Raw genomic sequence first — 13,496 nt, 5'->3', positions numbered from 1 at the left:
CCCCATGAACGTGCTGCGTATCCTCACTTCCCTGGCCCTGGCCGCCGCCCTGGGCGCCTGCGCCGGTGCCCCCAAGCGTTCCCCGCCGCCGCCGGCCGCGACCGCGGTGCAGGCCGCGCCGGCCGACGCGGCCGTGGCCGATAGCGGCGCCATGGACGCGGCGCCAGCGGCCGATGCGCAGGCCGCGCCGGCCGCCGTCGCCGGCGACACGCTGGCCGCACCGGCGAGCGTGCCGCCGACCGCTGGCGCAGCCACCACGGCCGAAGACGACTACGCCGCGCTGTACGGCGGCGACCCGTACAACCCGGTGGCCGATCCGACCCTGCCGGCCGGCGTCGCCGTGCCGCAGAGCTACGATCCGTGGGAGAAGTTCAACCGCAAGGTGCACAAGTTCAACAACGTGGTCGACCGCACCGTGGCGCGGCCGCTGGCGCGCGCCTACGTCAACGTGGTGCCGCGGCCGGTGCGGCTGGGGGTGACCAACTTCTTCGACAACCTCAGTTCGCCGCTGACCATGGTCAATCAGTTGCTGCAGGGCCGTCCGCTGCAGGCCGGGCAGACCCTGGGCCGGTTCGTGATGAACAGTACGCTGGGCATCGGCGGCATCTTCGACCCGGCCAGCGACGCCAAGCTGCCGCGGCGCAGCGAGGACTTCGGCCAGACCCTGGGCGCCTGGGGCTGGCGCCGTTCGCGTTACGTGGAGCTGCCGCTGTTCGGGCCGCGCACGGTCCGCGACGTGTTCGGCCTGGCCGGCGACGCGCCGCTGTCGCCGCTGCGGCAGATCGAGGAAGACACCGTGCGCATCGGCCTGCAGGGCCTGCAGTTGGTGGATACGCGCGCGCAGTTGCTGTCGCTGGACAGCATGCGCGACAACGCGCCGGACGAGTACCAGCTGACCCGCGACGCGTGGATGCAGCGCCGTGCCTACCAGATCGAAGGCGACCTGCGCAGCCACAACAAGCGCCAGGACAACGACCTGCCCGACTATCTGCGCGAGGAAGAGACCAATCCGACCGTCCCGGTGGACGCGATGCCGATCCCGGAATGGCGCGGCGGCAGCCGCTGAGTCGCGCCGATTCGGGCGACCCTGAAGAAACCCGGCTTCGGCCGGGTTTTTTGTGGCTGGATTTTTCCCGCCACCGCCAAGGTAGGAACATCGCGCTCGCAAGCGGTTATTGGTGCACGCCACGTAGCGCAGCACGCGATGGGCACGACGAATGTCCCGCACCCCAACGTACTTGCTGTTGCTCCTGCTGTTGCTCCTGCTGTTGCTGTTGCTGTTGCTCTGCTTTTGATCTACCGGGTCCCCTCAGCGCGGCAGGTCCGGCGGGCGAATACCCGAAGGGCGGCGCGCAGGATGCGCGACGTTTTTCGTTGGCACATGGGTGAGCCGGATAAAGGCGAAGCACTGCTTCGCCCCGGCGAACGGGCAGGCGCCGCGAGGCGCCTGCCCCGGGCTTGGCCGCGTAGCGGACAAGTGCCATCGAAAAATGCCCGTCGGGCCTGCGGACCTGGAGCGCGCAGCGCGGACGGCGCGCTGCGGGGTGTGCTTGACCAGCCTTCGGCTGTGGTGAAGCGCTTCTTTTGGTTACTTTTCTTTGCACAAGCAAAGAAAAGTGACCCGCGCCAGCGGAAGCTCTTGCTCTTGCTCTTGCTCTTGCTTCAAAGCCTCAATGCCTCAATGCCTCAATGCCAGAACCAAGATAACGGCAACCGCAAAGGCAAAAGCTTTCGCCTTGCGGCGAGTCACTTTTCTTTGCTCGCGCAAAGAAAAGTAACCAAAAGAAAGCGCGCCCTGCCTCGCGCCCTCCGCGCTGCGCGCTCCGGGTCCGCGGATGCACCGGGGATTCGCGGAAGGGGCATCCTGCCCCTGCCGCGAACGGCGCACATCCATGTGCGCCGCCCCTTCGGGGTTTTTCCCCGGTCCATCCGCCGCTGCGGAAGGGAACCCGGCAAGTCAAAAGCAACAGCAACAGCAATAGCCAAAGCAACTGCAACTGCAACTGCAACTGCAAAGGCAGAAGCAAAGACGGCGGCGGCGAAAGTGCCGGCAAGAACCGCAGCAGACTGAGCGCCATCGCGGCAACCATCGGGACGCCTTCGCATCAGATCGCTGGCCGTAATGCTGCCGCCGTGAGACGACTCCGAATGCGTTCGGCCTTCCGAAGCGATGAACGCATGGAAGCAGCTCCGACCTCCGTCGATCCCGGAGCCGATGACCAGCGTCCCTCCTATCGTGCACTCAGCAAGCCAGCCGCGCTCCTGTAGGAGCGGCTTCAGCCGCGACGAACGGAGCCAGGAATCGTTACGCGCTCGGCGAATTGTCGGAGCTGAAGCCCCTCCTGCAGTGCATCCGGATAGCCAGCAGCGCCTGCGGCATCCAGCAGGCTGCGGACACCGCGGGCGTTTAGGCGGCCAGCGCCGCCTCAAGCGCCGTGCGCAGGCGCGGGTCCTCGGCGGTCACGTCCGGGGCGAAGCGGCCCAGCACCTGGCCATCGCGGCCGATCAGGAACTTCTCGAAGTTCCACAGCACGCCCGGCGCCGGATTGGGCTCGATGCCATAGCCGACCAGCTTCTCGCGCATCGGGCCTTCGCCCTCGGTGCGCGGCTGCGCCTGGATCAGCGCGCGGTACAGCGGATGCGTGGCCTCGCCGGTGACCGCGATCTTGGCGAACATCGGGAAGGTTACGTCGTAGGTGAGCTGGCAGAACTGCTGGATCTCCGCCTCGCTGCCCGGCTCCTGGCCCTTGAAGTCGTTGGCCGGGAAACCGAGCACGTCCAGCCCGGCGGCGTGCTTTTCGCGGTACAGCGCTTCCAGCCCTTCGTACTGCTTGGTCAGGCCGCACTTGGAGGCGACGTTGACGACCAGCAGCACCTTGCCGCGATGCGCGGCCAGGGATGCGGGCTGGCCATCGATGGTGGTCAACGGGATCTCGTAGATCGATTGGTTCACGTGCGACTCCTGCAGCAAGATGGAGCGCAAGCATAGGCGCCTGGCCGCGCAGCGGCTATCGCGCGTCGACCTGGGCGTGTGCTTCATCCGGGCAAACCGTGCCGCTCCTGTCCGTGCACGGGGCAGGAGCGCGCATGCGTCCACGCCGGTCATGACGCTGCCCCGCGCGCAGAGCGGCCCTGCGGGTTGGTGATGGCAGACCCAGCGCGCCCCGCTCGGCGCTGGAGCGCGCGCCGCCCTCAGTCGATGCAGACCTGCGATCCGCCCACGCCGCCTTGCACGGCCTGCCGGCAGCCGTAGTTCTCGCTGATGTCGCGCTGGCATACACCCTGCGCGGCGGCGCCGGTGGGCACCGGCGTGACCGCCAGGCAGTCGCCGCGGCACTGGCTCTTGTCGCTGCACGTCTTGCCGGCATCGGCGAACGGGATCACGCACTTGAGCAGCCCGCGCCGGCCGAGCGGGCGCAGGCTGCCGCCCTGTGCCGTGCACGCCGCGGCGTCGGCCGCAGCGGCGCCATCGCCGCCCGCCTGCGGCGCGGATGCCGCGGGGGTCGCCTGCGGGCGTGGACCGCTACTGCAGGCAGCCAGCAACAGGCAGGACAAGAGGGGCAGGTACCATCGCATCGACATCGGCGTCTCCATTCGGCCAGGTTTCGGCGCGCAGTATCGCAATGCGCCTGTGGCGAGCGGGTGCATGGGCGTGCGCGATAGCGCCGCTTTCTTGTCCTGGCGCGTGAGATCGTCGTCGCCGGTATCGGCGATGGGCAACTCGAAGCAACGCGCGCGGCACTTCGGCCAGACGCTGCGCCACGCGCCGCGCAGCGCGGCGAGGTGCGTGGCGTGACCGATACCGGCTATTCCTGCTCGTCGCGCGCCGGATCCTCGTCCGCCTCGGCATCGGCGATGGGCAACTCGAGATCGAGCAGCGGGGTGAACTGCGCATCGGCCAGCGTCTCCACCCCGCGCAGGCGGCGCTCGATGGTGCGGGTCTTGCGGCTGGCATCGCCCAGGCTCTTGCCGACGGTGCTGATCTGCTTCTCGGCCTTTTCCAGGATGCCGGCGAACTTGCCGAACTCGCTCTTGACCGCGGCCAGCACGCCCCACACTTCGCTGGAGCGCTTCTCGATGGCCAGCGTGCGGAAGCCCATCTGCAGGCTGTTGAGCAGCGCGGTGACGGTGGTGGGGCCGGCGATGACGATGCGGTGCTCGCGCTGCAGCAGGTCGGCCAGGCCGGGCCGGCGCAGGGTTTCGGCGTACAGGCCCTCGGTGGGCAGGAACATCACCGCGAAATCGGTGGTGTGCGGCGGCGCGATGTACTTGTCGCTGATCGACTTGGCCTGCACCCGGATCGCGCGCTCCAATTGCGCGCCCATCGCCAGCACCTGGTCCGCATCGCCCTGCTCCTGCGCGTCGAGCAGCCGCTCGTAGTCCTCGCGCGGGAACTTGGCATCGATCGGCAGCCACACCGGCGTGTCCTCGTGGCCGCGGCCGGGCAGGCGCACCGCGAAATCGACCGCCTCGTTGCGCTCTGGACGCACCCGCACGCCGCGCGCGTACTGTTCCTGGGTCAGGGTCTGCTCGAGGATGTTCTCCAGCTGCACTTCGCCCCAGCCGCCGCGGTTCTTGACGTTGCTCAGCACACGCTTGAGATCGCCGACGCCGGTGGCCAGCTGCTGCATCTCGCCCAGCCCGCGCTGGACTTGCTCGAGCCGTTCGGAGACCAGCTTGAACGAGGCGTCCAGGCGCGTGTTGAGGGTGGTCTGCAGCTTCTCGTCGACGGTGCCGCGCATCTGCTCGAGCTTGGCCGCGTTGTCGGCCTGCAGTTCCTTCAAACGCTCTTCCAGGGTGCTGCGCATCTCGCCGATGCGCTGCTCGTTGCGCTGGATCAGTTCGTTGAGCCGCTGGCCGAGCGTGTCGGCGAAGCGCTGCTGCGACTCGGCGCCTTCCAGGCGGCCCTTGCGCGCGTCCTCGACCAGGGTCTCGCGCAGCGCGGTCAGGTGCGCGTCGATGCGCGCGATCAGCTCGCTCTGCTGCTGGCCGAAGTGCAGCATGCGCGCGTCCTGCTGCTGGCCGAAGGCGTCGAGCTGGCTGCGCATTTCGACCAGGCGCTGGTTGAGCAGTTCGGCCACGCGTTGCTGCGCCTCGCCGGCCTCGACCCGGCCGCGCCGCGCGTCTTCGGTCAGCGCCTCGCGCAGCAGGTCCAGGCGCTGGTCGGTGCGGGTGGACAGGTCGGTGAGATGGCGGGCGAAGCCTTCGCTGCGCGCGTCCTGCTGCCGCGCCAGGCTGTCGAGCTGCTCGCGCAGTTCGCCGCGGCCGCCGCGCTGTTCCTCGCGCAGGGCCTGCTCCAGCGCCGTGTGGTTGGTCCGGCGCAGCAACAACGCCAGCAGCAGCACGAGCACGGCGCACAGCAGGCCGGCCAGGATCAGGAAATGGGGATCGGTTTGCATGCCGCCAGTGTAGCCGGCCGCGTCTCAGGCGCTGCGCCATGCGGCGACCTTCGCACTGCCGTGCCTGCGCGGAGGGCCTGCCGATGGTGCAAGCCAGGCGCGCCACGGTCCGCGCCATCTCGGCGACCGCGCTGCGGCTGCATTGCACAGGGCGACGTACTGATGCAGGCTCGATCGCTCCAACCTGGCCCGGATTTCCATGCTCACCCTCTACGGCAAATCGTCCTCGATCAACGTGCGCAAGGTGCTGTGGCTGTGCGCGGAACTGGATCTGCAGATCGAGCAGCTGCCCTACGGTACCGGCTTCGCCGCGGTGGACACGCCGGCGTTCCGCGCATTGAACCCGAACGCGCTGGTGCCGGTGCTGCGCGACGGCGACTTCGTGCTGTGGGAGTCCAACAGCATCTGCCGCTACCTGGCGGCGCGCCAGCAGCGTGCGGACCTGCTGCCGACCGCGCCGCAGGCGCGGGCAACGGTCGAGCAGTGGATGGACTGGCAGGCCACCGAACTCAACAACGCCTGGCGCTACGCGTTCATGGCGCTGGTCCGCGACAGCCCCGCGCATCGCGATGCGCAGGCGCTGGCGCAGGGCGTGGCTGGCTGGCACCGGCACATGGGCATTCTCGACGCGCAGCTGCAGCGCACCGGCGCCTATGCGGCGGGCGCGGACTTCACTCTGGCCGACATCGTGCTCGGCCTGTCCACCCAGCGCTGGATGGCCACGCCGATGCAGCGGCCGCCGCTGCCGGCGGTGGCGGCGTACTACGAACGCCTGTCGGCACGCCCGGGCTTTCTGGCGCACGGCCGCAACGGCATGCCGTAACCGTTCCTGCGCAGCGCGTGCCGCCGCGGCGCTGCCTTTGCCCATGGCGATACGTTGGTATAGGCGGGCGATGCGCATGGCCATGAAAAAGCGCCGCATGCGCGGTGGCCGTCGCCAGGCCACGTATGCCAAGCTTTGCCGCGTCGCGAAGCTGCAGCCCGGCCAGCGCGGCAAGACCTCGTGCGTCCCCACTTTCGCCCGCGTTGGCGGCGTGCGGACGCCGTGTCTTGTCGCAGCGCCAATGCCGCCGCCGCGTCCACGCCCGCAACGCCTGCGTCCGCCGCCGACGCCGCAACCGCGCACGTTCCGCCCTCATCAGGAGACCGCCATGGACCCCGACCCGCATCCGCGTGGCGCCATCGCCACGCTCCCGCCTGCGCTGTCCTTTTCCCGCTTGCCCGGTCCCGCCCCGGAGACGTCCGCCCATCCGCAAGGGTGAGGCGCCCCTTCCGGCAGCGCGCCGGAAGGAGGTTCTCATGGTGCTGTACACGTCCCGTTTCCAACGCACCCTGCAACGCGCGCTGCGCGCGGCGGTGGCCATGCACCGCGCCGATATCCTGTGCCAGCTGCTCGCCGCCCATGGCGTGCGCGCGTTTGCCAAGGCCCTGTCCGGCTTCCCCGGGCGCGTGCTCGCCGATGCGCTGTCGCTGCTGCCGGGCGAGGACCGCATCCGCGTGCTGGTGCGTCTGTCGCGGCCAGCGCGGCGGCGCCTGTGCCAGCCCGGTCCCGCCGTGGCGATGCTGCCGGGCTGGCGGCAGAGGATGCTGGGGTGGTGGTCGGATTCGGTGGCGGCGCTGCGACGCGCGATTGCCACGCATCTGCCGCATCATGCCCGGTCCCTGTCGTCCGACATCTCCGCAGGCATTGCGATGACCCCTCCGCTCCGCCACCGGTCGCCGCGCTGATGGAAGCGCTGCGCCTGTTCAATCTCGCCTCGCTGCTCGACACCCTGGTGAGCCTGTCCACCGCTTTCGCGCTGGGCGCGCTCATCGGCTTCGAGCGGCAGGTGCGGCAGCGCACCGCCGGCCTGCGCACCAACACCCTGGTCGCGGTCGGCGCGGCCATCTTCGTCTCGCTCGGCGACCGCCTGTTCGAAATCCATGGCGGTACCCAGGGCGCGGTGCAGGTGGTGGCCTACGTGGTCTCCGGCATCGGCTTCCTCGGTGCCGGCGCGATCATGAAGGAAGGCGCCAACGTCACCGGCCTGAACACCGCGGCCACGCTGTGGGGGTCCGGCGCGGTCGGCGCCTGCGCCGGCGCCGGGCTGGTCGCCGAGGCGGTGCTGGCGGCGCTGTTCGTGCTGCTCAGCAACACCCTGCTGCGCCCGGTGGTGAACCGGATCAACCGCCGGCCGCTGGAGGAATCCTCGATCGAGGCGACCTACGTGTTCTACGTGATCTGCGCCCGCGGCGTGCACGGCGAGGTGCGCGAGCGGCTGATCGAGCTGCTGGAGACCGCCCACTACCCGGCGCGCGAGGTGGACCAGCATCCGTTCGGCCAGCACGACGTGGAGATCGCCGCGACGCTGTATGCGACCGCGGTGCGCGCCGAAGAGCTGGATACGGTGATCCAGCACCTGGAAGGCGAACCCGGTGTACAACAGGCGTTCTGGAACGCCGGGGCCGAAGGCTGATCGCCCGGCCCCGCACCCGCATTCGCCCACCGCCATGACGCCGATGACCCGCTGCTTCACCTCGCCCTCGCCGCATCGCCGCCTGCTCGCGCTGGCGGCGCTGCTGCTGGCGCTGGGCGCGATCTTCGCCGCCGATACGCTGACCGACTACGGGGTGGCCGCCGCGTTGTTCTACACGGTGGTGATCCTGTTCGCGGTGCGGTTGCTCACCCGCATGGGCATGCTGCTGCTCGCCGGCGCGTGCATCGTGCTGATCGTGCTCAGCTTCCAGCTCAGCTCCGCCGGCGCGTACCGGGTGGGGGTGATCAACTCGGCCATCAGCATCGTGGTGGTGGCGGTGACCACGTCCATCGCGGTGCAGATGGAGCGCGCCAAGGCGGCCGCGCACGCCGCGCAGGCGCAGCTGCTGCGTCTGGCCCGCGCGCGCAGCCTGGGCAGCCTGACCGCCTCGATCGCGCACGAGGTCAACCAGCCGCTGGCCGCGATCGTCACCAGCGGCAATGCCTGCCAGCGCTGGCTCGGCCAGCAGCCGCCGAACCTGGAGCGGGCGCAGGCGGCGTTGCAGCGGATCCTCGACGACGCCAACCGCGCCAGCGAGGTGATCGCGCGGATCCGCAGCCTCAGCAAGGGCGAGGCGCCGCGCAAGAGCGCGTTCGACCTCAACGCCGCGGTGCTGGACGTGCTGGCGCTGTCGCGCGGCGAACTGGAGCGCAACGCCATCGCGGTGCGGGTGGAACTGGCGCCGGCGCTGCCGCCGGTACTGGCCGACCGGGTGCAGAGCCAGCAGGTGGTGGTGAATCTGTTGTTGAACGCGATGGAGGCGATGGCGGACACGCCGGCCGAGGCGCGGTCGATCCTGATCGGCACCGCGCAGGAGGATGCGGGTTCGGTGCGGCTGACCGTGGCCGATGCCGGCGTCGGCCTGTCGGCCGAGGCGCAGGCGCGCCTGTTCGACGCGTTCTGGACCACCAAGCCCGACGGCATCGGGATCGGTCTGAGCATCAGCCGCAGCATCGTCGAAGCCAGCGGCGGGCGCATCTGGGCCGCGCCGCGCAGCCCCTGCGGCGCGGTGTTCGGCGTGTGCCTGCCGATCGCAAAACCAGGAGCTCGCCCATGAACCTGCCGCTGTCAGAACAGCGCCCGGTGGTCTATCTGATCGACGACGACGCCTCGATCCGCGCCGCGCTGGAAGACCTGTTCGCCTCGGTGGACCTGCAGGTGCACGCGTTCGGCTCCAGCCGCGAATTCCTGCAGCACCCGCTGGCCGACGCGCCCAGCTGCATGGTGCTGGACATCCGCATGCCTGGGCAGAGCGGCATGGAATTCCACCGGCAACTGCTCGAGACCGGACTGAACCTGCCGACCATTTTCATCACCGGCCACGGCGACATCGCGATGAGCGTGGAAGCGATGAAGAACGGTGCGATCGAATTCCTGACCAAGCCGTTCCGCGACCAGGACCTGCTCGACGCGATCCAGCACGGCATCGCCCGCGACCGCGAGCGCCGCCAGCGCGAGGCCGCGCTGGCCGAACTGCGCGGCCGCTGGGCGACGCTGACCCCGGGCGAGCAGGAGGTGACCCGGCTGGTGGTGCAGGGGCTGCTGAACAAGCAGGTCGCCGCACGGCTGCAGCTCAGCGAGATCACGGTGAAGGTGCGGCGCGGCCAGGCGATGCGCAAGATGAAGGCCGGCTCGCTCGCCGAACTGGTGCGGCTGGCCGAGCGGATCGGGTTGTAGCGAGCGCGACGGCGACGGTGGCCGCGCATCGCGATGCCAGCGGCGTTCGCCACCATCCCGCCGGCGGGCAAGGCGGCCGGGCATAGCATTGCTGCACCGCATTCGGCGACACTCGCGGGCTTGTCCTGTCGCTCCCCGAGGCCCGCATGTCGTTCCTGTTCCGGCGCAAGTCGCTCGATCTGGTCACCGTCCACGAAGCCGGGCGCCGGCTGGTGCCCACGCTGAGCTGGCCGCACCTGGTGGCGCTGGGCATCGGCGCGATCGTCGGCACCGGCATCTACACCCTGATCGGGGTCGGCGCGCATCTGGCCGGGCCGGCGGTGCTGCTGTCGTTCGCCGTGGCCGGGGCGATCTGCGCCTGCGCCGCGCTGGCCTACGCGGAAATGGCGACGCTGATGCCGGCCGCCGGCAGCGCCTACACCTACAGCTACATCGCGCTGGGCGAGAGCATCGCCTGGGTGGTCGGCTGGAGCCTGATCCTGGAGTACTCGCTGGTGGTCAGCACGGTGGCGGTGGGCTGGTCGGGCTATGCGGTCGGCTTCCTCAAGGGCGTAGGCGTGGACCTGCCGCTGTGGCTGACCGCCGGGCCGCACGCCGGCGGCGTGGTCAACCTGCCAGCGGTGCTGATCACCTTCGTGGTCGCCGGCATGCTGATGCTCGGCACCCAGGCCAGCGCCACGGTCAACGCGGTGCTGGTGGCGGTGAAGATCGTCGCCCTGACCGTGTTCGTGGTGATCGCGCTGCCGCATTTCGACAGCGCGCGGATGGAGCCGTTCATGCCGTTCGGCTTCGCCAAATCGATGGGCGCCGACGGCGTCGAGCGCGGGGTGATGGCGGCCGCGGCGATCATCTTCTTCGCCTTCTACGGCTTCGACGCGATCTCCACCGCGGCCGAGGAAACCAAGAAGCCCGAGCGCGACCTGGCGATCGGCATCCTCGGCTCGATGGTCGGCTGCACCCTGATCTACGTGCTGGTGGCGCTGTCCGCGGTCGGCGCGATGAGCTACACGGTGTTCGGCCAGAGCGCCGAACCGCTGGCGCTGATCCTGCGCGAACTCGGCCAGGGCAAGGCGGCGACGCTGATCGCCGCGGCCGCGGTGATCGCATTGCCGACGGTGCTGCTGGCGTTCCTGTACGGGCAGAGCCGGATCTTCTTCGTGATGTCGCGCGACGGGCTGCTGCCGCGCGGCCTGTCCAAGGTCAGCGCGCGCACCGGCACGCCGGTGGCGACCACGCTGTTCACCGCGATCCTGGTGGCGGCGCTGGCCGGCGTGGCGCGGCTGGACGAGATCGCCGCGCTGGCCAACGCCGGCACCCTGGCCGCGTTCATCGCGGTGGCCGCGTGCCTGCTGGTGCTGCGCGTGCGCGAGCCCGACCGGGTGCGCAAGTTCCGCACGCCGCTGGCGTGGGTGGTGGCACCGCTGGCGATCGGCGGCTGCCTGTACCTGTTCTGGAGCCTGCCGCACACCACGCAGAAGTGGTTCGCGTTGTGGAACGGGATCGGCGTGGTCGCCTACCTGCTCTACGGGCGCCGTCACAGCCTGTTGCAGCGCGGGGAACCGCGACCGTGACGCCGGCCTTCCAGGCCCTGCTGGCGCGCCATATCGGCAGCGCCTTCGCCCGGCAGATGGCGCTGGCCGACCTGCTCGGCGAACGCGGCTGGCGCCTGGATCTGGCCGAGGGCATTGCGCACTTCGGCGACGACCTGCACTTCCCGGTGCAACTGCTGGGCAGCGCCGCCGAGGACAGCGCCAGTTGGCTGTGGGCCTGGGCCAACACCGCCAGCAACCTGCCGGAGAACCTGCTGGTCGCGGCGAACGCGCTGCGCGAGCGTGGCGAGCGCGACGGTCCGGCCGAACTGGCCACGGCGTCGCTGCCGCTGGACGACGAAGGCCATACGATTGCCCTGCTCGCCGCCGCGCTGAGCGCGCGCTGCTACTACCGTGGCCCGTACCGCGGCGGTGCGCTGTTCTTCCTGCTCGACGACGTCCCCGCCGCGGTGTTCGCGCCGTGCGACGATCCGCGCGTACTCAGCCTGCTCGGACAATTGGTCGCGCAGTTCCCGCTCGACCACCGCGCGATGACCGAAGGCTTCCTCGACGACCAGGGCTATGCGCTGCAGCGCGAACCCGGGCAGACCGTCGCCACGCGCGGCGGCAGCCGGATCACGCTTGGCTTCGATGCGCTGGATCGCCTGACCCAATTGCAAGGCAGCCTCGCCCCGCCATCAACCCCCACGGCGGCGAGCAAGCCGGCGCCGAAATGGCAGTTCTGGAAAAAATAACGACCGCCACGCATCGCCCCTCTCCCCTCGGGAGAGGGGTTGGGGTGAGGGTCCGGCGCGAAAGCGTCTCGCCGAGTGTGGATGCACGAGGCTGCGCCCGTACCCTCGTCCGCCCCTGCGGGGCCTGCTTCCAACGGGAGAAGGGACAAATCGTGCGGCGCCGGGTCCTGCCGGTTGCCATGAATGCATGCCTTGGAACGGATGCGAGCGTCACCCGATCCAGGCAGAAGCGCACTCAACGCGCCGGCACCACCGCGCGCCTGAATTCGCTGAAGTAGAACAGCAGCGCGGCCGTGCCGAAGCCGGCGCCGAGCAACGACAGCCCCGGCCAGCCGGCATAGGCGAAGACCGCCGCGGCCAGCAACGACCCGGCGGCGCCGCACACGAACACCGAAGTCATGAACAGGCCGTTGAGGCGGCCGCGCTGCTCCGGGGCCAGCATGTAGATGCTGCGCAGGCTCAGCACCTGGCACACCTGTACCGCCGCATCCAGCACCAGCGCGGCGATCACCAGCCACAACAGCGCGTGCGCGTGCGCGGCCCAGGCGCCGATGCCGAACGACAGCGCCGCGGCAGCCAGCGCCCAGCCGGTGGCCGGGCGGGTCCAGCCGCGGTCCGCCATGCGCCCGGCCAGCGGCGCGACCAGGGCGCCGGCGGCGCCGGCCAGGGCGAACAGCGCGATGTGCCGCTGGTCCATGCCGAAGGACTGCGCCAGCAACAGCGGCGAGCCGGTCCAGAACACGTTGAACGCAGCGAACATCATTCCCTGGTAGAACGCGCGCCGGCGCAGCAGCGGGGTGGCGGCATACAGGCGCGGCAGCGAGGCCAGCACCGCGGCGTAGGACGCGCGCTGCGCGGGCCGGCGCTGCGGCAGGCGCCAGCGCAGCACCGCCATCAACAGCAGCATCATGCCGGCGGACAGGAAGAACACCGCGCGCCAGCCCAGACTGGCGGCGACGAAGCTGGAAAACGGTCGCGCCAGCATGATTCCGGCCAGCAACCCACCCATCACCGTGCCGACCACGCGGCCGCGGCTGGCCTCCGGCGCCAGGTGCGAGGCGAACGGCACCAGGATCTGCGTGGCCACCGCGCACACGCCGACCACGAACGAGCCGATCAGGAACCCGGTCGCCGACTGCGACAGGCCGATGCCGAGCAGGCCCAGCACCACCCCGCCCAGCAGCAGGATCGCCAGGCGCCGGTTCTCGGCCACGTCGGCCAGCGGCACCAGCAACAGCAGGCCGGCGCCATAGCCGAGCTGGGTCAGCGCCACGATCAGCCCGGCCAGGCCCGCGTGCAGGCGCAGTTCCGGCGCGATGATGCCAATCAGCGGTTGCGAGAAATAGATGTTGGCCACCGCCAGGCCGCAGGCGGCGGCGAACAGCGCGATCAGGCCGGAGGACAGGCCGGCGGGTGCCGCATCGGCCTGGGAAGCGTGTGGGGACATGGGGGAGCCTGGCAGCGAAGGCGCCACGGTAGGCGCCGACGCCCGCAGACTCAAGCCGTCCCGCCACGACACAGCGTTGCGTCGTGGCCAGGGCGTGTGCCCAGCCCCCGCGAGATGTGCGCGGGGAAGCGGCGGCATGCCCTGGGCGCGCGCCGCGCGGACTCAGCCGGCGC

General features: G+C 70.3%; 13 protein-coding genes. 9 read left to right on the top strand and 4 right to left on the bottom strand.

The window, feature by feature from the left end; translation table 11 throughout:
• Positions 1-4 precede the first annotated feature (4 nt).
• The gene (locus tag HDC36_RS19265; RefSeq protein ID WP_179570473.1) at positions 5-1,066 is read left to right on the top strand and encodes a VacJ family lipoprotein; all 1,062 of its coding nucleotides are present in this window, start codon (positions 5-7) and stop codon (positions 1,064-1,066) included.
• A gap of 504 nt (positions 1,067-1,570) precedes the next feature.
• Positions 1,571-2,071: a hypothetical protein gene (locus HDC36_RS19260; RefSeq protein WP_179570472.1), complete on the top strand. Its 501-nt coding sequence runs from the start codon at positions 1,571-1,573 to the stop codon at positions 2,069-2,071.
• Between the two features lie 336 nt (positions 2,072-2,407).
• On the opposite strand, the gene HDC36_RS19255 is transcribed toward HDC36_RS19260, so the two are convergent.
• The 3 genes from HDC36_RS19255 to rmuC all read right to left on the bottom strand — a co-directional run bounded on the left by HDC36_RS19255 (position 2,408) and on the right by rmuC (position 5,399).
• The gene (locus tag HDC36_RS19255) at positions 2,408-2,953 is read right to left on the bottom strand and encodes a glutathione peroxidase (protein ID WP_179570471.1); all 546 of its coding nucleotides are present in this window, start codon (positions 2,951-2,953) and stop codon (positions 2,408-2,410) included.
• Positions 2,954-3,192: 239 nt separating this feature from the next.
• The gene (locus HDC36_RS19250) at positions 3,193-3,582 is read right to left on the bottom strand and encodes a hypothetical protein (RefSeq protein ID WP_179570564.1); all 390 of its coding nucleotides are present in this window, start codon (positions 3,580-3,582) and stop codon (positions 3,193-3,195) included.
• A 224-nt stretch (positions 3,583-3,806) separates the two neighbouring features.
• Positions 3,807-5,399: a DNA recombination protein RmuC gene (rmuC, locus tag HDC36_RS19245; RefSeq protein ID WP_179570470.1), complete on the bottom strand. Its 1,593-nt coding sequence runs from the start codon at positions 5,397-5,399 to the stop codon at positions 3,807-3,809.
• A gap of 199 nt (positions 5,400-5,598) precedes the next feature.
• Here rmuC and HDC36_RS19240 point away from each other — a divergent pair, with 199 nt between their 5' ends.
• From HDC36_RS19240 to HDC36_RS19210, 7 genes are all read left to right on the top strand, one after another.
• Positions 5,599-6,222 (top strand): glutathione S-transferase, encoded by a 624-nt coding sequence (locus HDC36_RS19240; RefSeq protein ID WP_179570468.1) that lies wholly within the window; start codon positions 5,599-5,601, stop codon positions 6,220-6,222.
• 476 nt (positions 6,223-6,698) lie between these two features.
• Complete coding sequence (locus HDC36_RS19235) at positions 6,699-7,127, top strand: hypothetical protein (RefSeq protein ID WP_179570466.1); 429 nt, start codon at positions 6,699-6,701, stop codon at positions 7,125-7,127.
• Complete coding sequence (locus tag HDC36_RS19230) at positions 7,127-7,855, top strand: MgtC/SapB family protein (RefSeq protein WP_179570464.1); 729 nt, start codon at positions 7,127-7,129, stop codon at positions 7,853-7,855. Before HDC36_RS19235 ends, HDC36_RS19230 begins: the two co-directional genes overlap by 1 nt.
• 34 nt (positions 7,856-7,889) lie before the next feature.
• The gene (locus HDC36_RS19225; protein WP_179570462.1) at positions 7,890-8,972 is read left to right on the top strand and encodes an ATP-binding protein; all 1,083 of its coding nucleotides are present in this window, start codon (positions 7,890-7,892) and stop codon (positions 8,970-8,972) included.
• Between the two features lie 8 nt (positions 8,973-8,980).
• On the top strand, positions 8,981-9,592 hold the full coding sequence (locus HDC36_RS19220) for a response regulator transcription factor (protein ID WP_179570563.1): 612 nt from the start codon (positions 8,981-8,983) through the stop codon (positions 9,590-9,592).
• A 146-nt stretch (positions 9,593-9,738) separates the two neighbouring features.
• On the top strand, positions 9,739-11,163 hold the full coding sequence (locus tag HDC36_RS19215; protein WP_179570460.1) for an amino acid permease: 1,425 nt from the start codon (positions 9,739-9,741) through the stop codon (positions 11,161-11,163).
• Positions 11,160-11,876 carry a DUF6882 domain-containing protein gene (locus HDC36_RS19210; RefSeq protein WP_179570458.1) on the top strand — a complete coding sequence of 239 codons (717 nt, stop codon included), beginning with the start codon at positions 11,160-11,162 and terminating at the stop codon, positions 11,874-11,876. The genes HDC36_RS19215 and HDC36_RS19210 overlap by 4 nt, the downstream gene beginning before the upstream one ends.
• Before the next feature lie 235 nt (positions 11,877-12,111).
• Here HDC36_RS19210 and HDC36_RS19205 read toward each other — a convergent pair whose 3' ends face one another.
• On the bottom strand, positions 12,112-13,323 hold the full coding sequence (locus HDC36_RS19205) for an MFS transporter (protein ID WP_179570457.1): 1,212 nt from the start codon (positions 13,321-13,323) through the stop codon (positions 12,112-12,114).
• Positions 13,324-13,496: the final 173 nt, after the last annotated feature.

This window comes from Xanthomonas sp. JAI131, from assembly GCF_013410075.1.
Taxonomy (GTDB): Bacteria; Pseudomonadota; Gammaproteobacteria; order Xanthomonadales; family Xanthomonadaceae; genus Xanthomonas_A; species Xanthomonas_A bonasiae.
This window is presented reverse-complemented; position numbering and strand designations above follow the sequence as displayed.